The organism is Streptomyces sp. Q2, assembly GCF_056820935.1.
Genome location: NZ_JBXEJE010000006.1, coordinates 139,742 through 157,479, shown reverse-complemented (window position 1 = coordinate 157,479; position 17,738 = coordinate 139,742). Strand labels below are relative to the sequence as shown.

15 protein-coding genes and 2 pseudogenes are annotated in these 17,738 nt (G+C 69.7%); 8 read left to right on the top strand and 9 right to left on the bottom strand.

Going from position 1 to position 17,738, the window contains the following annotated elements:
• Positions 1-127: 127 nt before the first annotated feature.
• A complete protein-coding gene (locus ACWBNA_RS08860) occupies positions 128-466 on the bottom strand; it encodes a MerR family transcriptional regulator (RefSeq protein ID WP_482703682.1) in 339 nt (112 codons plus the stop codon).
• A 1,350-nt stretch (positions 467-1,816) separates the two neighbouring features.
• On the opposite strand from ACWBNA_RS08860, the gene ACWBNA_RS08855 reads away from it, so the two are divergent.
• From ACWBNA_RS08855 to ACWBNA_RS08845, 3 genes are read left to right on the top strand one after another with little or no spacing between them, the layout of a single operon-like run.
• Complete coding sequence (locus tag ACWBNA_RS08855; RefSeq protein WP_482703681.1) at positions 1,817-1,963, top strand: hypothetical protein; 147 nt, start codon at positions 1,817-1,819, stop codon at positions 1,961-1,963.
• Positions 1,964-1,982: 19 nt separating this feature from the next.
• Entirely contained in the window at positions 1,983-2,267 is a 285-nt protein-coding gene (locus ACWBNA_RS08850) for an NAD(P)-binding domain-containing protein (protein ID WP_482703680.1), read from the top strand.
• Entirely contained in the window at positions 2,174-2,698 is a 525-nt protein-coding gene (locus ACWBNA_RS08845) for an NADPH-dependent F420 reductase (RefSeq protein WP_482703679.1), read from the top strand. The genes ACWBNA_RS08850 and ACWBNA_RS08845 overlap by 94 nt, the downstream gene beginning before the upstream one ends.
• 180 nt (positions 2,699-2,878) lie before the next feature.
• Here ACWBNA_RS08845 and hpaD read toward each other — a convergent pair whose 3' ends face one another.
• The 5 genes from hpaD to ACWBNA_RS08820 all read right to left on the bottom strand — a co-directional run bounded on the left by hpaD (position 2,879) and on the right by ACWBNA_RS08820 (position 8,879).
• Entirely contained in the window at positions 2,879-3,874 is a 996-nt protein-coding gene (gene hpaD, locus ACWBNA_RS08840) for a 3,4-dihydroxyphenylacetate 2,3-dioxygenase (protein WP_482703678.1), read from the bottom strand.
• Entirely contained in the window at positions 3,871-5,352 is a 1,482-nt protein-coding gene (hpaE, locus tag ACWBNA_RS08835) for a 5-carboxymethyl-2-hydroxymuconate semialdehyde dehydrogenase (protein ID WP_482703677.1), read from the bottom strand. The genes hpaD and hpaE overlap by 4 nt, the downstream gene beginning before the upstream one ends.
• Positions 5,353-5,438: 86 nt before the next feature.
• Positions 5,439-6,371 (bottom strand): 4-hydroxy-tetrahydrodipicolinate synthase, encoded by a 933-nt coding sequence (gene dapA / locus ACWBNA_RS08830; protein WP_482703676.1) that lies wholly within the window; start codon positions 6,369-6,371, stop codon positions 5,439-5,441.
• Positions 6,368-7,864 carry a fumarylacetoacetate hydrolase family protein gene (locus ACWBNA_RS08825; RefSeq protein WP_482703675.1) on the bottom strand — a complete coding sequence of 499 codons (1,497 nt, stop codon included), beginning with the start codon at positions 7,862-7,864 and terminating at the stop codon, positions 6,368-6,370. Before ACWBNA_RS08825 ends, dapA begins: the two co-directional genes overlap by 4 nt.
• Positions 7,865-7,874: 10 nt before the next feature.
• The gene (locus ACWBNA_RS08820; protein WP_482703674.1) at positions 7,875-8,879 is read right to left on the bottom strand and encodes a ketopantoate reductase family protein; all 1,005 of its coding nucleotides are present in this window, start codon (positions 8,877-8,879) and stop codon (positions 7,875-7,877) included.
• 252 nt (positions 8,880-9,131) lie between these two features.
• Between ACWBNA_RS08820 and ACWBNA_RS08815 the strand changes: the two genes are divergently transcribed.
• The 4 genes and pseudogenes from ACWBNA_RS08815 to ACWBNA_RS08800 all read left to right on the top strand — a co-directional run bounded on the left by ACWBNA_RS08815 (position 9,132) and on the right by ACWBNA_RS08800 (position 14,227).
• Positions 9,132-10,769 carry a PucR family transcriptional regulator gene (locus ACWBNA_RS08815; RefSeq protein ID WP_482703673.1) on the top strand — a complete coding sequence of 546 codons (1,638 nt, stop codon included), beginning with the start codon at positions 9,132-9,134 and terminating at the stop codon, positions 10,767-10,769.
• 186 nt (positions 10,770-10,955) lie between these two features.
• The gene (locus ACWBNA_RS08810; protein ID WP_482703672.1) at positions 10,956-11,735 is read left to right on the top strand and encodes a class II aldolase/adducin family protein; all 780 of its coding nucleotides are present in this window, start codon (positions 10,956-10,958) and stop codon (positions 11,733-11,735) included.
• A 56-nt stretch (positions 11,736-11,791) separates the two neighbouring features.
• Positions 11,792-13,042, top strand: a pseudogene (locus ACWBNA_RS08805) (MFS transporter); the annotation flags it as partial.
• A complete protein-coding gene (locus ACWBNA_RS08800) occupies positions 13,028-14,227 on the top strand; it encodes an MBL fold metallo-hydrolase (protein ID WP_482703764.1) in 1,200 nt (399 codons plus the stop codon). The pseudogene ACWBNA_RS08805 and the gene ACWBNA_RS08800, both read left to right, overlap by 15 nt.
• A 190-nt stretch (positions 14,228-14,417) precedes the next feature.
• Here ACWBNA_RS08800 and ACWBNA_RS08795 read toward each other — a convergent pair.
• Positions 14,418-14,855: pseudogene (locus tag ACWBNA_RS08795) on the bottom strand (pirin-like C-terminal cupin domain-containing protein); the annotation flags it as partial.
• Positions 14,856-14,979: 124 nt separating this feature from the next.
• Here ACWBNA_RS08795 and ACWBNA_RS08790 point away from each other — a divergent pair.
• On the top strand, positions 14,980-15,429 hold the full coding sequence (locus ACWBNA_RS08790) for a carboxymuconolactone decarboxylase family protein (protein WP_482703671.1): 450 nt from the start codon (positions 14,980-14,982) through the stop codon (positions 15,427-15,429).
• 81 nt (positions 15,430-15,510) lie between these two features.
• On the opposite strand, the gene ACWBNA_RS08785 is transcribed toward ACWBNA_RS08790, so the two are convergent.
• Entirely contained in the window at positions 15,511-16,239 is a 729-nt protein-coding gene (locus ACWBNA_RS08785; RefSeq protein ID WP_482703670.1) for a hypothetical protein, read from the bottom strand.
• A gap of 318 nt (positions 16,240-16,557) precedes the next feature.
• Positions 16,558-17,616 carry a vWA domain-containing protein gene (locus ACWBNA_RS08780; protein ID WP_482703669.1) on the bottom strand — a complete coding sequence of 353 codons (1,059 nt, stop codon included), beginning with the start codon at positions 17,614-17,616 and terminating at the stop codon, positions 16,558-16,560.
• Positions 17,617-17,738: the final 122 nt, after the last annotated feature.

The following is a 17,738-nucleotide window of genomic DNA, read 5'->3' as shown; positions in this document are numbered from 1 at the left end:
GGCATGCGCCCGCCCCGCCATGCCCATGCACCACAACACGCCGGCTGCCCGGGACGCGTTGCGTCCCGGGCAGCCGGCGTGGGCGGAAGCCACGAAGCTCTGGGAGGTGTTGTGGGTCTCAGCCGTCTCAGGCCGCGGCCGTCGGGTTCGCCGATTGGGCGGCGTGGCGGTACTCGGCGTTGATGCGCTGGGCTTCTTCGAGTTGGTCTTCGAGAATGATGATCCGGCAGGCTGCCTCGATGGGGGTGCCGTGGTCGACGAGTTCCCGGGCGCGGGCGGCGATGCGCAGCTGGTAGCGGGAGTAGCGGCGGTGTCCGCCCGCGGATCGCAGCGGGGTGATGAGGCGGGCCTCGCCGATGGCACGCAGGAAGCCCTGGGTGGTGCCGAGCATGTCGGCGGCGCGGCCCATGGTGTAGGCGGGGTAGTCGTCGTCGTCGAGTCGGCCGTAGGAGTCGTCTGCTGTCATCTGCACCTCTGTGTGGAACGAGTGGAGGGGCCCCGGTGCCATTGGCACCAGGGCCCCGAAGGAACTGCTACACCATCTGCCGGCCCCGGTACTGCGCCGGCCTTCTGTTTCCGCAGACCCGACCGGAATGCTGTCGGGGCTGCCGGGATCGCGGTTGCTTGACCGGAGACCACCTCACTATCGATGTCCTGCGGTACCCGGGCTCAAGGCTTCCGCCCGGGCGATCCTGATGGCGCTCGGCTCCTCCGTTCTTCCCTCGGTGATCAACTGCTTGCCAAACGGGGGGATTGCGTACTGCTGGTACTGCTCTACTGCGTACTGCTGGTGATGCGAACTGCTGAGCGACCTGTGACAGCGCCACTCTCCGGCAGCCAGCCCCGTCGCCCGTCCTGCGTCTGCTCTGGCTTGGAACCCCACTGCCGAACCTCCCGGAACGCGCGCCCGCAGCCGACGCCTTCACCGAGGTACTGCTCACTGACTTCACTGCTGGATCCTGCGAACTGCACTTGCGGGTACTGCCACTGCGTCAATCGCAGTCCTGCTCACGGCGGCCCCTGATCACTGCGGGCCACCCGGTCCGGTCGTCAGTCCCGTCGCCGTCCTGCAATCGCTCTGGCTTCGCAACTCCACCACCGCACCGTCCTGCGCACTGCAACTTCCCATACTGCTGACCGGCAGTTCGTGTCTGCCAGGCCCTGCTGTCTCTCTGGCTACGAGGGAAACCATAACCACACCACCACCCAATGTCTACTTCAGCCAACACAGATTTCTGCGTGTTCGGTGGTGAAGTTATCGGCCCCGAGCAGGAATGAAGGCGGCGCCGGACCGAGTCCCCACTACGACCACCAGGCGGAAACGCTCGCCGAGTCAGGCCATGGACAAGAGGCTGTTGAGCTCAACGTCAGGATGATGGCCCACCTCACGGCCAAGATGGAGATACCGGTCATCCTGGGCACGCCGGGCCAACGGCGGCGCGCTCGGCCTGTGGGCCTGAATCCGCCCGACCTCGGGGTGTTGGCCGGAGACCTGAGGCCCCAAGACGACGTTGATCGCGGACTACCGGTTCTGTCATCGGAGGCAGCCCGGAACGCTTCGCGCCCTACCTCGACCTCTACCAGCGCGCCACCGACAAGTTCGGCACCACCGCCCACCCCGTGGGCATGCACTCGCCGGGCTTTCATCGCCGACACGGACGAGGAGGCCCGGGAGCTGCACTGGCCGCACTACAAGGTCATCCGTGACCGCATCGGCGCGCTGCGCGGCTGGCAGCCGATCCCCAGGGAGGAGTACGAGAACGAGATCGAGCACGGCTCCCTGTATATCGGCTCCCCCCAGACGGTGGCCCGCAAGATGACCCGCGCCATCAAGGCGCTCGGCGTCGGCCGGTTCGACCTCATCTACACCACCGGGGCGCAGCCGATCAGCGCCCGGCTGCGTGCCGTCGAGCTGTACGGCACCAAGGTCCTCCCGATGGTCCGCGACCTCCTCGCCGACTGACACCCCGAACGGAGCAGGCATGGCCACCACCGGCATAGAAACCGTCGGCATCCTGGGCGCGGGGAAGGTCGGCACCGTGCTCGCGCGACTGGCCCGCACGGCCGGCCACCGCGTGCTCATCGCCGGTTCGGGCGATCCCGCCGAGATCGCCCTCACCGTCGAGGTCCTCACCCCGGCAGGGTCCCGGTCACCGCGGCTCAGGCGGCCGCGGTGGCGGATGTCGTCGTCCTGGCCCTCCCCCTCGGCAAGTACCGGAGCATTCCGGCGAAGGCTCTGGAGGGCAAACTCGTCATCGACGCGATGAACTACTGGTGGGAGGTCGACGGCATTCGGGCGGACCTCACCGACCCGCGCACCTCCTCCAGCGAGATCGTGCAGGAGTTCCTGTCCGGCGCACGCGTGGTCAAACCCTTCAACCACATGGGCTACCACGACTTCGAGGACGGGGCCCGGCCCGCCGGAATCCCTGGCCGCAAGGCCATCGCCATCGCCGGTGACGACCCCGAGGACCTCCTCACCGTCTCCCGCCTCGTCGACGACCTCGGCTTCGACCCCGTCGTCGCGGGCCCGCCGGCCTCAGGCGTGCGGCTGGAGCCGGGCACCGAGCCCTTCGGCGCCAGCGTCGATGCCGGGGCGCTGCGCACGATGCTCAGCCGCTTCCCCGAGTCGGAGCGCGGACGGGCCGTCGCCGCCGCGCGGGACGTCCTTCTGGAACCGGCGCCCGAGCCGTCGTAGGCGTTCGGGACGTCGCATCCGCACTCACCCCCGTCTCTCTCCTTGAGGCTCATCCGTATTCGTTGCCCGAGTCCTCGGGGTCGTTGAGCGGCCGATCTCCGCGTCAGCATCGTGCCAAGAACGCTGACCGTGATGACGGTCGTGCTGGCCTGCATGGGCGGCCGAGATCGTCGGACGGTGTCAGCCGAGGCCGTCGGCTCCCACGGTCACGGCGGATTCGTCGAGGAGGGCGTCGGTGACGGGCTGCGGGCGGCCGTGCAGGTCGAGGACCGGGGTGGCCTCCTTGTACCAGGACTTTATGACGGCGTTGCCCCAGAAGTCGCGGCGGCGGTCGTCGTGCACGTTCCAGCGGTAGGTCTCGTGATCCGGGTCGCCGGTGTAGTAGTCGGAGGTGTAGATCTCAACGCGGTGACCGTCCGGGTCGCGCAGGTAGAGGTAGAAGGCGTTGGAGACGCCGTGCCGTCCCGGGCCCCGCTCTATGTGGTGCTCCTTGCGGATCGATCCGAACAGGTCGGCGCAGCGCAGCACTTGGTGCGACTCGTGGGTGGCGACGCCCAGGTGGTGCAGGCGCGGGCCGGCGCCCCCGGTGAAGGCGACGTCGTGGACGGTCTGCTTGCGGTACATCCAGGCCGCGTACAGCTCGTGCTCGTCGTCCTCGATGGTCTCCGAGCAGCCGAAGCCGAGCGACTGGTAATGGGCGTAGGCGGCGGGGATGTCGGGGGTGCAGATGTTGAAGTGGTCCAGGCGGGCGATCTCGGCGCCGTGGCGGAGGTCGTAGCGCTGGATGAGGCGCTCGGCGCGCTCGATCTCGTGGAAGAACTCGACGGGGAAGCCCAGGGGGTCCACCACCCGTACCGCGTCGCCGATGCCCGGGGTGCCCTGACCCTTGCCTATGCGCCGGACCGGGCGGCCGAGCTCGGTGAAGAACTTCTCCGCCTTGTCGACGTCCTCGGGAGTGCGTACGCGGTAGGCGATGTGGTCCAGGGCGGCGAGGTCGCCTCGGCGCAGGACCAGGGAGTGATGGGTGAGCTCGTCGGTGCCGCGCAGACAGAGGGTGTCGGTGTCCTCGTACTGGATGTGGAAGCCGAGCATGTCGACCCAGAACCAGCGGGCCGCGGCGAGGTCGGTGACGGCGAGCTGGGCGTAGGCGGAACGGACGACGTCCGGTGCGTTCATGAGACGGCTCCGAAGCGGGGGGTGTGCACCTCGTCGAGGGCGACGTGGACGATCTTCGATTCGGTGTAGAAGTCGATGCTGTGGGCGCCGCCCTCGCGGCCGACCCCGGACGCCTTGACTCCGCCGAAGGGTGTGCGCAGGTCGCGGACGTTGTGGGAGTTGATCCAGACCATGCCGGATTCGACGGCGTGCGCGATGCGGTGGCCGCGCTTGAGGTCCGAGGTCCAGACGTAGGCGGCCAGGCCGAACTGGGTGGCGTTGGCCAGCTCGATCGCCTCGGCCTCGTCGTCGAAGGGTGCGACGGCGACCACAGGTCCGAAGATCTCCTCCTGGAAGATACGGGCGTCGCGCTCGACGTCGGCGAAGACGGTGGGCTGAAGGTAGTTGCCCTCGGCCAGGTGATCCGGGCGGCCGCCACCCGCGACCAGCCGGGCTTCCTCCCTGCCGATCTCGACGTAGTTCAGCACGCGTGCGTAGTGCTCCGGGTGGACGAGCGCTCCCACCTCGGTGGCCGGGTCCGACGGCAGTCCTACGCGGACGTTGGCGGCCCGCTCGGCGAGACGGCGGGTGAACTCCTCGTACAGCGGCCGCTCCACGAGCAGCCGGGAACCGGCCGTGCAGCGCTCGCCGTTGAGCGAGAACACCCCGAAGACGACCGAGTCCAGGGCGGCCTCGAGGTCGGCGTCGGCGAAGACGACGGCGGGAGACTTGCCGCCCAGCTCCATCGACACCGTCTTGAGGTGCTGGGCGGAGGACCGGATGATGTGCCGGCCCGTCTCGGAGGAGCCGGTGAAGGAGATCAGCGGCACGTCCGGGTGATCGACCAGGGCCTGGCCGGCCTCCTCGCCGATGCCGTGGACGATGTTCACCACCCCGGCGGGCACGCCTGCCTCGTCGAAGATCTCCGGCCACAGCGACGCGGACAGCGGGGTCCACTCGGCCGGCTTCAGGATCAGCGTGCAGCCGGACGCCAGCGCCGGTGCCAGCTTCCAGCTCTCCAGCATGAACGGGGTGTTCCACGGCGTGATCAGCCCCGCCACTCCGACGGGGGCACGGACGACGTAGCTGAACTGGTCGTCCCCCTGCCGGAACGCCTCCTCGCCGAGGGCGACGACGACGTCCGCGAAGTAGCGGAAGTTCTCCGCCGCCCGGCGGGCCTGGCCGCGTGCCTGGGTGATGGGGAGCCCGGTGTCGTACGTCTCGAAGGCCGCAAGCTGTTCGTGGCGGGCCTCGACCGCGTCCGCGATCCGGTTCAGGACGTTCGCCCGTGCCCGGTTGCCGAGCGCCGACCAGGACGGGAAGGCGGCTTGAGCGGCGACCACGGCCAGGTCCACGTCCGCCGCCGAGCCGCGCGCGGCCTGCGCGTACGGCGAGTTGGACACCGGATCGGCCACCGGGAACGTCCGGCCGTCGGCGCTGTCGAGGAGTTCTCCGCCGATCCAGTGCCGAATGACGGACGGCCGGTTTTCCACGGTCATGTTCTCCACGGTCACGGTCTGCAGGGGCGTGTTCTGTACGGCCGTGCTTTGTACGGCCGTGCTTTGTACAGCCGTGTTCTGTACGTTCACCTTCCGGCTCCGATCTGCTGGGTGAGGTCGCCGCCCTCGGCGAGCAGCGCGCGGATCCTCGTCAGGCCCGTGTCGGTCGGACCGGTCAGCGGCGGGCGGACGTACGGCGAGGAGATACGGCCCTGCTGGGCGAGCACCCACTTGGCGGGGGCCGGGTTGGTCTCGACGAACAGCAGGTCCACCAGCGGGTGGAGGCGGTAGTGCAGGTCGCGGGCGGCCTCGAAGTCGCCCGCCTCCCACAGCTCGTACATCCGCGCCACCGCGGTCGGCGCCAGATTGGCGACCGCGGAGACGAATCCGGCTCCGCCGAGGGCCAGCAGCGGCAGGCACAGCAGCTCGATCCCCGACCACACCAGCAGTGACCGTCCGCAGGCGTGCAGCACCCGCGAGAAGTGCTCGAAGTCCTTCGTCGTCTCCTTCACCCCGACGAAGTTGTCGAAATCGGAGAAGAGCCGCCTGACCGTCTCCGGCGCGATGTCCACGGCCGTGCGCGAGGGCACGTTGTAGGCGACGATCGGCAGGTCGGGGAACTCCCGGGCCACCGTCGCGTACCAGGTGTACAGCGCCTCCTGGGTGGGACGGGCGTAGTACGGCGTGATGACCAGCGCCGCGTCGGCGCCCAACTCCCGTGCGGCAGCGGTCATTTCGAGGGTCTCGTCGAGCTTGTGGGAGCCGGTGCCGGGCAGGAACGGCACCCGGTCGCCGATCTCCTCGACCGCCGTACGCATCCCCGCGATCCGCTCGGCCACGCTCTGCGCGCTGGGCTCCCCGGTGGAGCCGCCGAGCGAGATGCCGTGCGAGCCCGAGTCGAGCTGGAAGTGAATCAGCTCCCGCAGGCTGTCGTGGTCGACGGCGCCGTCCGCGGTGAACGGCGTGATGACGGGGGCGATGGACCCGCGGATGGTGGACGGGTCGCTGCGGAACTTCACGCCTGCTCTCCTTCGACGTCGTTCATGGCGGTGTTCGTGGCGGTGTCCATGCCGGTGTTCTCGGAGGTGTTCTCGGCGCACCAAGTGCGGTACTGCTCACGCCAGGCCGGCCCCAGCGGGTACAGGCCGTCGATACTCGCCCCGGCCCGCACCTGTTCGGTGATGAACCGCTCCTGCCGCTCCTGTTCCTGGCAGTCGGCGATCAGCTCGCCCGCCAGGTCGGGCGGTACGACGACCACCCCGTCGTCGTCGCCGACGATCAGGTCGCCAGGCTGGACGAGCGCCCCGCCACAGGCGATGGGCACCCCCGTGTCCCAGGGGACGTGGCGGCGGCCGAGCACCGACGGGTGGGCTCCGCCGTGGAACACCGGCAGCCCGAGATCGGTGACGGCCGCGCTGTCCCGCAGCCCTCCGTCGGTGACGACCCCGGCCGCGCCGCGCTGCTGGGCGCGCAGGGCGAGGATGTCGCCGAGGGTGCCGGCGCTGGTGTCGCGCCGGGCGTCCATCACCAGCACGTGTCCCGGCCGCAGCTCCTCGATCGCCCGTTTCTGGGCGTTCATGCCGGTGCCGTACTTCTCGAACAGGTCCTCGCGCAGGGGCAGATAGCGCAGGGTGTGGGCGACGCCCACCATGCGGGTGCCGGCGGTCGCCGGGTGAACGCCGTCGATGGACATGTGCGGCAGACCGCGCCTGCGCAACTGTGCGCTGATCGTCGCCACGGCCGACGAGCGCAGACCATCGGCGAGGCGCTGGTCGAGCAGGGGGCGGGGTACGTACGCGGCCCCGTACGCGGCCTCCTGTTCGGCGCGGTCCGTTCTGGGCTGCGCACCCCACGGCTCCAGGTCGTGCTCGGCGTCGGCGACCGGGTTGCGCAGCACTCCGGTACTCAACCGGCCGTCGCCGACCTCCACTTCGACCACGCCCCCGAGTGCGACCACCGAGGCCCCGGCGGGGGTGCCGGTGAGGATCACGTCCCCCGCCTCCAGGGTGACCAGCCGCGACAGGTCCGCGATCAGTCGGCCGAACGGGAAGAGCAAGGTGTCGGTCATGTCGTCCTGGACCAGCTCGCCGTTCACCCAGGTCCGCAACCGCAGCGCGCCGGGGTCGAGTTCGGCGGCGTCCAGCAGCCGGGGCCCGAGTGGGGTGAAGCCGTCGGCTCCCTTGGAACGGAGGTTGGAGCCCCGGTCGGCGTGACGCAGGTCGCACACGCCCGCGTCGTTGGCGGCCGTCACCCACCGCACGTGCCGCCAGCCGTCCTCCGGGCGGACCCGACTGGCCCGCGAACCGATGACGAGGGCGATCTCGCCCTCGAACCCGAGGAGTTCGCAGCCGCGCGGCCGGACGATCGTGTCCTGGGTGCCGGCCAGCGAGGACGGTGGTTTGAGGAAGTACGACGGGTGGGCGGGGGTCCGTCCGCGCTCCTTGGCCCGGCTGCGGAAGTTGAGGTGGACGGCGATGATTTTCGATGGGGTGGTCCCCAAGGGGTGTGGCACCGGGGCTCCTTCACCTGGTGGGCGTCTCGCCGCCGTGGCGGACGCGTTCGCGGAGGGCGAGCAGTGCGTGCACCGCGTCGAGCGAGGGGGACGGGACGCCGGTGCGGCGCGCCAGTTCACGGACCGCGCCGACGATGGCGTCGAGCTCCAGGGGCCTGCCCCGGTCCGCGTCCTGCAGCATGGACGTGCGGAACGCGCCGAGTCGGCGGGCGATGGCGAGCCGCTCGTCGGCGGTCATGGACGTCTCGATGCCCAGCGCGGCGCCGACGGCCGCCGTCTCCTCGAACATGGCCGCGCAGAGCCGCCGTACGGCCGGGTCGTCGAGGATGGCCAGGACGGTGGCGCCGGTCAGCGCGCTGACGGGGTTGAGGTTGACGTTGCCCAGGAGCTTCTCCCAGACGGCCCGGCGGATGTCGGCGTCGGGTTCCGGGCTGAGAGGGCCCGCGGACAGGCTTGTGGCACACCATGTGACGCGGTCGGAGATGCCACCGGTCGGCTCTCCGATGATCAGCCCGACGCCGCTGACGTGTGTCACCCGGCCCGGCCCGTCCACCGCACTGCTGAAGTGCGCCACGCCGGACATCACCCGCTCCGCGGGCAGCAGGCGCAACAACTCCCCTTCCGGGTCGACCGATCGCAGGACGGGCTCGCCCCCGGTGCTCTTGACGGTGGACGGCAGCCACCAGGGCACTCCGTTGGCCACGACGAGCACCTCGACTCCGCGGTCGATCCACGAGCGGATGCTCCGGGCCGCCGAGGGGAGGTGCCCGCTCTTGACGCAGACGACGGCCAGGTCGGGAACGGGAAGCCCGGTGGTGTCGTGTGCCGTGGGGAACCGGTGGCGGACCTCCGCTCCCGTCTGCGAGCTGCGCAGAGCGAGACCCCGCGCGGCGATCGCGTCGAGGTGAGGGCCTTTCCTGCCGAGCAGGGAGACCTCGGCACCGGACGCGGCGAAGGCCCCGGCGAGGGTGGCGCCGACGGCGCCCGGTCCCACGATGGTGATGCGCTGTCCCATGGCCGTCGCGCCTCCTTCTGAAGAGCCGGGGATGTGTCCGGCGGATGTGTCCGTAGGCCCGAGGCCGAGGCCTGCGCGGGTGGCGGGTGCCGCTGTGGCCGTCGGCCCGTGTGACCGTCGGCAGCGAGCATGCGCCGTGGCCGCGGCCCGCGGCAATGTCGGCACCTACACTCAGGCGCACCGGGCACTGTAGACATCGACATGCCGCGCAGCCCTCGACATCCCGCGTACCCTCGTGACGGAAGGCGCCACATGACCGCGATGCTCCTCGCGCACCTGACGGAAGCCCTGCAGGACGGCGTGATCAGTGTGCTGGCCGAAGGGGCTGGCGACGAACCGCGCGTCAGCGGGGTAGAGCTGTTGGACGGCCCGGAGGCCATCCGTTCCGCCCCGCCCGGGCAGCTCCTGCTCGGTGTCGGCCTGGACGTCGCCAACCGCAGGGCGGTGGCCGCCGCCCTGGGTACGGCAGCGCGCAGCTCGGCCGCCCTCGCGGTCAAGTGCGCCACTCCCCCGCCACCGGACCTGGTGGCGCAGGTCCGCGAGAGCGGGGTCCCGGTCCTGGCCGTCAACCCCGAGGTGCCGTGGACCCGCGTCCAGCGGCTGGTGACGACCATGCTGGCCGCACGCGCGGCGGACAGCGAACCCGGCGGCGGGCTGGCGGGCGGTGACCTGTTCTCCCTGGCCAACGCGGTGGCGGGAATCGTCGGAGGCGCTGTTGCGATCATGGATACGCAGCAGGTCATGGTCGCCTACTCCAACCTGCCCGACCAGCCCATCGACGAGACCCGGCGGCGCGGGATCCTGGGCCGGCGCGTTCCCGAGGACGCGCTCGCCGACCACCTGGACCGGGAGGTGTGGGTCAGCGACACGGTCGTACCCCGGCACCGGCCCGGGGATCTGCCGCGCATGGCCGTGGTCGTCAGGGCGGGCGCGGAGGTGCTCGGTTCGCTGTGGGTCGCCTTCCCCGACGAGGCGGCAGTCACCGACTGCGGGGCCACGCTGCAGGAGGCGGCCCGGGTGGCGGCGTTGCACATGCTGGCGTTGCGCCGCCAGCTCGACGCGGAGCAGGAACGTCACGACCGCGCCCTGCGCGCGGTATTGGAAGGGCAGGCATGGGAAGGGCGGGCCTTGGAGGGGCGGCAGCGGGACGACGCCGTTCGCCTGCCTGCCGTACTCGTCGGGCTGGCCGAGGTCGCACAGGAGCCGGAGGGCGGCCGGCCCGCCGACCCGGGCGGTGAAGCACGGCGCCGCGCCGCCCTGACCCGGATGCTGGACCTGGCCGTCCTGGACGGCCGCTCGCTCGGGCACGAGCCGGCGGCGGCGCTGCTCGGCGAGCGCCTCTATGTGCTGCTGCCTGCGGCCGGCCCCGGCTCCGTGTCCGCCGACGTCCTGCTGGAGCACCTCCTGGACCGGGCCGGACACAGTCTGCACCGGTCGTTCACCGCGGTCCGCTCGCCGGTCGTCACCACGGCGTCCGCGCTGCTCGCGGCCCGCCGCGATGTCGACACCGCACTCGACCATCTCCAGGAGCGCCGCGCGGTCCCCGGCGCCCACCGCACGGACGACCTGCGGCCGGAGCTGGTGCTGCGGCGGCTTCTCGAGGCCGTCCGGGGCGACGCGGACCTGCGGACCGGCCTCGCGGAACGCCTGCGGGCGCACGACACCGAGCAGGGCACCGACTACTGCGCCACGCTGCTGACGTATCTGCGGCACTTCGGCGATGTCGCCGCGGCCAGTGCCGACCTGCACATCCACCAGAACACGCTGCGACTGCGGCTGCGCCGGGCCGAGCAGCTCTTCGGGGTGTCGCTCGCCGACCCCACGCGCCGTCTTGTGCTGACGCTCGAACTGACCTCTCTCGACGAGCCGTTCGCGGTGCGGAACGAGTGATCGGCTCCCTGTCGACCGGCTGTGCGTCTCCTTGAGCAGCCATGCTGGCGAATCACACATCGATCCCGCCCATTCGATGTCAACCTCGACATTGGCCCGGAGTCGCCCTGCACCCATGCTCCTGAAACACCGGCGGGCGCCCACCCCGTACGGCGATGCCCGATGGAGCACTCAAGGAGCAAGGCAGTGACGGTTCTTGACACCCCGACGAGTACGGCGAAGCCGGCGCACATGAGCGACGCGGAATGGCGGGCTCGGCTCGAACTGGCCGCGTGCTACCGGATCTTCGATCACCTCGGATGGGTCGAGATGATCTTCAACCACATCACCGTACGGGTACCCGGCGAGGACGGGCACCTGCTGATCAACCCGTTCGGCCTGACGTACGACGAGGTCACCGCCTCGAATCTGGTGAAGATCGACCTCGACGGGAACATCCTGTCGGACTCGGACTGGCCGGTGAACGAAGCCGGCCTGCTGATCCACTCGGTGATCCACGCCAACCGGCCCGACGCGCACTGCATCATGCACACCCACACCACCGCGGGCACCGGAGTCGCCTGCCTGCGCGACGGACTGGACCCGGACAACTTCTACTCCGCCCAGCTGCACGACATGGTCGCCTACCACGACTTCGAGGGCATCACCGTCGCCCCCGAGGAGAAGCCACGGCTGGTGGCCGACCTCGGCGACCGCACTCTCATGATCCTGCGCAACCACGGCCTGCTGGCGCTCGGGCCGACCCTGCCCGCCGCGTTCGCCGCCCTGTGGACGCTGCAACGGGCCTGCGAGATCCAGCTCGCCGCCCAGTCGTCCGGACAACCGCTGATGCCGGTGAGCCAGGAGGCGGCGGCGCTCTCGACGAGGGAGTCCTTCCAGCTGGGCGACCGCACCGCAGCGGGCCGGACACTGTTCGACGCGCTGCGCCGCAGGATCGACCGCATCGCACCCCACTACGCGGTCTGACACCAGTCTTCGTTCTCCCCCGGGTCAACGACGACCCGACGACGATCGGACTCCCCATGTCCCAGTCCCGCCCCTCCCCGACATCCGGCAGCAAGCACCGCACGGTCGCGCTCGCCGCCATGGCAGGCACCACCATCGAGTGGTACGACTTCTTCATCTACGCCCTGTGCACCGGCCTGGTCTTCAACAGCCAGTTCTTCGACGGGCTGGGCGAGGACTCCCTGGTGATCTCCTTCGCGACCATCGGGATCAGCTTCTTCTTCCGCCCGGTCGGAGCCGCCCTCGCCGGGCACCTCGGGGACCGGCTCGGGCGCCGCGCGATGCTCATCGCCACCCTGCTGCTCATGGGCGTCTCCACGACGCTGATCGGCCTCGTACCGTCGTCCAACGCCATCGGGGCGAGTGCCCCGGCGATCCTGGTCCTCCTGCGGATCCTGCAAGGGCTGTCCGCCGGTGGCTAGTGGGGCGGAGCCGCGCTGATCTCCGTCGAACACGCGCCGACCGGACGGCGTGGCCGGTTCGGGGCCTACCCCCAACTCGGCGCGCCGCTGGGCCTGCTCCTTGCCAACGGAGCCCTCGCCGCCGTCACCGGCCTCACCACGGACGAGCAGTTCCTCTCCTGGGGCTGGCGCATCCCCTTCCTGCTCAGTGTCGTCCTCATCGCCGCCGGGTTCGTCATCCGCCGCAAAGTCGAGGAGAGCCCCGTCTACGAGGAGCTGAAGCAGTCCGGCAACCGCTCGCGCACCCCGATCGCCGCACTGCTGCGGCACCACTGGCCGCTCGTCGTCGCCGGAGCCCTGCTCTTCGCCGCCAACAACGCCGTCGGCTACATGACCACCGGCGGCTACGTCCAGAGCTACGCCGTCAACCACCTGGACATGGATCCCACCCAGATCCTGATCGGCGTGGTGGCCGCCGCCGTGGGCTGGCTGGCCAGCACCATGGCCGGGGGCGTGCTGTCGGACCGGATCGGCCGCCTGCGCGTCTACCGCATCGGCTTCTTCATCCAACTCGCCTGGATCTTCCCGTTCTTCGCCCTGCTCAACACGGCGAACATCGCACTGGTCGTCGTGGCGCTCCTGCTCTACAGCGTCGGTCTCGGACTCACCTACGGACCCCAGGCCGCCCTCTTCACGGAGCTGTTCCCCGCCGCCGTCCGCTACAGCGGTGCGGCCCTGTCGTACGCCATTGGGGCCGTCCTCGGCGGCGCGTTCGCCCCCATGATCGCCGAAGCACTCGAGTCCAGCACCCACACCGTGTACTCCGTCGCCGTCTACCTGGCGGCGGTCACCATGGTCGGACTCGCGGTCACCTTCGTCCTCCGCGACCGCAGGGACGTCCCGCTCAGCGAGGCCGAGGGCAGCGAGCAGGACAGGAACGCGGCGCTGACGGCCAGAGCACGAGGCTTTCCGATCCCCACCCCCACGAGGAACCCCCCACACAAAGGAGTCGTACATATGGCACTCTCCCGTCGCCGCTTCTGGCAGCTCGGCGCCGCCACGGCTGTCACCGCCGGCGCTGCCTCCCTGCTCACGCAACAGGGCGCCGAGGCATCGGCCGCCCCGGACAGGACCGCGCAGTACTACTTCGACCGAGCCGCAGAACTGGCCGGCGACGATCCGGTCCTGAAGAGCATCGTCGGCGCGCTCACCGCCGGTTACACCCCTCCGCGCCCGCCCGCCGTCGCGCCCTTGCGGATATTCGACAACGTGGCGGTGGTGAGCGTCGGCTTCGTCTCGGCGACGGCGATTTTCACGTCGCGCGGCATCATCCTCATCGACGCCCTCAACTCACCGGACGAGGTCGAGCAGTACATCGTCCCGGGGCTGACCTCACTCGGCGCCGACCCGTCGACGATCAAGTACGTCGTGGTCACCCACGCCCACGGTGACCACTTCGGCGGCGCGCGGCATCTCGCCGACCAGTTCGGAACCCGCGTCATGATGGCCCCGGCCGACTGGGAGCTGCTCGCCACCACCGCACCGGCCAACGCGCCCACTCGCGATCTGGACATCACCGACGGCCAGAAACTGACCCTGGGCGACACCACGGTGACCCTGCACCACACGCCGGGTCACACGCCAGGATCGGTCTCGCCGATCTACCCCGCACGGTGGCAGGGCCGCGAACACGCCGCGATGCTGTGGGGCGGCACCAACCCGCCCGCGGCCACGGCGGCCAAGGAGACCTACCTCTCCTCGATCCTCACCTTCGCCTCCCGGATGCGGCGGGCCGGGGTCGACGCCGAAGTGAGCAACCACGCGTTCGCCGACTACGGCCTGGAGCGCATGGACCAGCTGCGCAGCGCGTCCGACGGCGCCAAGAACCCGTTCCTCCTGGGAACTTCGGGGGCCCAGCGCTTCATGAAGGTCATGGAGAACATGCTGCGGGGCCGCATCGCCGCGGACCAGGAGGCAGCCACCGGTACGACGACGGCGGCGGCCCCGGCCACGACGACCGCCCTTACGTCACACGCCTGTTGCGGCCACTGACGCCACCGACCAGGGAACCTGACCGCCTGCTCGCGCTCACCGCGCCACCGGGTCACGCCGTCGCCGGCGTCTGCGTCGGCGGCAGCCTGGCCGCACACGCCGCCGGGGATTAACCGGTCGGCGCGAAGGCTGTGGCGGTACTGCCTGCCGTAAGTCAACAAGCTGCTCCAGCAAGAGGTTCTGACGGAGGTCAGCGACGGGGTGGGTTGCGGCGCGGCCTGATGGTGGCGTTGGGCAGGGTGGGCGCGGGAAGCCGGCCCCCGGGAAATCCCTCGATCGTGCCGAAGCGGTCGGAGGACGCCTCCCAGTCCTCGCGGGCCGTGACGATGTCCTCGTGGGTGCGGCCGATGAAGTTCCACCACATGACGATCTCCTCCTCGAACGGGGTGCCGCCGAGCAGAATCGTCCGCGCCGGACCGTCCGACTCGTTCGTCAGCGTCAACGTGTCGGCACCCGGGGGGAGATAGCCCAGCTCCGCCCGGTGCAGCAGGGTGTCGGCCACACGGACGTCCCCGCTGTCCACGAGGACGCCGTGCTCGAAGTCGGTGTCCACGCAGAGGGTGAGCGTCATACCCGGTTCGAGGATGATCTCGGCGCCGAGCAGCGGTGTGAACGTCCGCACCGGAGACACCGCCGACTCGGCTTCCACGGTGCTCACCGAGACCACCTCCCATGGAATTTGGTTGTTGCATCAACTATCATGTCATGATCATAGAGTGAAGGCCACGGCAAACAGACAACGAGCGGGAGACATGCGGATCTTCATCGACAAACAGAGTCCCAAGGCCTTCCACGCCCTGGTGCAGACCTCGGAAGCGGTACGCGCGGTCGCCGCCGAGGCCGGGCTCGACCGCACCGTCGTGGAGCTGATCAACCTCCGCGTGTCGCAGATCAACGGCTGCGCCTACTGCCTCGACACCCACACCAAGGCGGCCCTGCGCGGGGGTGAGTCGGCGCAGCGGCTCGGAGTGCTGGCCGCGTGGCGGGACACCGAGGTGTACTCCCCCACGGAACGTGCGGCCCTCGGTCTGGCCGAGGCCACGACCGATCCCACCGATGCCGTCGCACAGGAATCCGCCTACGAGGCCGCCCGGCACGTGCTCACCGATGACCAGATCTCCGCTGCGATCTGGGTGGCGATCACCATCAACGCGTTCAACCGGGTCTCGATCATGAGCAAGCATCCAGTGCGGGCAAACTAGAGGACTCCATGCGAGGGAATCGTGGAAAACAATCCCGCACACAGCGCTTGGCCAGCGGGCTCTCAGTCGTCCACGGTGGACTCAGTCCACTCTGTCGCCGGGCGCCACCAGATGCGCCTCCAGCTCCGCAGCAGCCAGCAGTTCCGCGATCAGTTCCGGGGATCCGCCGACGTAGGTGCTCACCAAGTCCACGTCACCGCCCACGCACCAGGCACGGTCCTGCGGCCACCACAGGTCGGGCAGCTCGGCGTACTCGTCCAAAGACACGGGCGAGAGGGCATCGGCCAGCGCCCCTTCGAGCAGCACTTCGTCGCGGCCGGGAGTCTCGAAGGAAGGCACGTGGTCGAAGTCCCATCGCCCGTAGCCGTTCCACAAACCGAACCAGCAGCGCTCCCGGGTGCGGGTGTGCCGGGCCAGGAGGGGAATCAGGGCCTGGGCGACAGCGGGCGGAGTCGGGCCCTGCGACGGATGCTCGTCCCACACACCAGGCACACCGTACGCGCAGGCGTTGAGATAGTCGCGGTCCATCCCGATCAGCTCATGCCAGTTGGTGCCGGGTGTCACCTCACGCCCATACGCCGCAGCCACCGCCGCCCACCGCACCGGCCTCTCCCTCAGGGAAGCCGGATGCAAAACCCGCGCGTAGGCGGCGAACCCCGGTGCGGCAACCCCCGCCACCGTCCCGAAACCGGCAAACCCCTGGGCACCCTCGGTGAGCCAGCGCGCCGGCCCGAGATCGGAAGTCTGCACGCGCAGACGTCCGTACCATTGCGGAGCAGGTTCCCGGTCCACCGGGCGATAGTCGTTCACCCCACACAGTCTGCCCGCTCCGCTGCCGACCGGACGACGGTCCGATCGCCGGTGCGGCGACGGTCGGCACCCGCGCGATGTCCACGACCACCACACGTGTCCCCGCACCAGCAACTGACGGGCCTGGAGCGGGAGCCACGGGTCAAGGCGGCCGATGACGCGGCACGCGCCGTCAGCCCCGGCGTTCGCGCCGCCTCGCCCAGCCCCATGCCACCCCGTGCCGCCGGTGATCGCACGGGGCGACATCTGTTGCTCACGGAGGTGTCGGGCAAGGGGGGCAGACCGCCCCCGGCCCACCCCGCTCCCCGCTCGCTGATCTCAGAGCATGATGAGCAGACGTGTCTTCGGCTTGAGCTTCCTGTTCACCGAACGACTTTGCACGTACACCTCCAACTTGGGGTTGTTCCCCGCCTTCACGGAGACGGTCCCCTGGACATCGGTGCCGAACAAGAGGCTGCGCGCCGCGTCGCCCGTATAGGCGCGGTCGGTGTCCTTCTCGACCACGATGACTTCCTTGTTCAGCTGCACCTGAGCCCGCGCGCCCAACTGGTAGTAACACGCGCCACGTTCGTACGTCACGCCCGGATGCGAATTGACGAAGGGGCGTATCTCGACCTCCTTGTCGACCTTCAGCAGCCGGTACTTGTCCGCCGGAATCGGTTCGAGGTTCGCCCGCACCTCGTCAACCGATATGTCCTGACCGACGGCGAACAGGTTCTTCGTGCCGCGTACCCCCTGCTCTCGCCCGCGGAGGAAGCTGGTGGCGGCAGCGCGCACGGTGCCGATCGCCTCCTCGACGCCCTTCTGCGAGTCCGCATCCCAGATGGCGATGTTCCCCGCCGGGAAGCCGTAGTTCTGGGCGGTCCGCTTGGCCAGGGAGTTCGGGACGAGGATCGCTGATGTCCAGTGGCCCGGAAGCCCGCTCATCTTCGCCGTGATCCTGTCGAGCCAGGGGCCGAGGATGGCCATGTCGCCGTCGTGCCGCCTGTCACCGCCGGAGGCGTTCTCCTCGCCGTCCGTCACGACGATCTGGAGGAAGCTGTGCTCGCCGTACTCCTCCCAAATGTGGCCCAGGTCGTCCAGGGACTTCAGTGAGGCCTCGATCAGGGCCGTAGCCCCATTGTTGACCTGGTACAGCCCCCGCATGGACGGCAGATGCTTCACGTCCATGTCCCAGACCAGGTTCTCCACCCTGTGGTCGAAGGAGTAGAGACTGATCCGGGTCTCGTGGCCGAGGCTGTCCGACTCGGCCTTCAAACCCGCCACGAACTCGTCCACGACCCGGATGAGTTGACTCTGGTGCGGACGCATCGACCCCGAACAGTCCACGACCAGCGCGACGTGATTCACCTTGTGCTGGATCCTGTTTGCGGACACGTTTGAACTCCCCCTCCGAGGCTCCCCGAGTGATGTCTTCACTCTATGGCGAGGCACTGACAACGGCCTTTGACGCCCCATCACCTGCCTGCAGCCGGTGCTGTGTCCTCATTGCCTCCCGC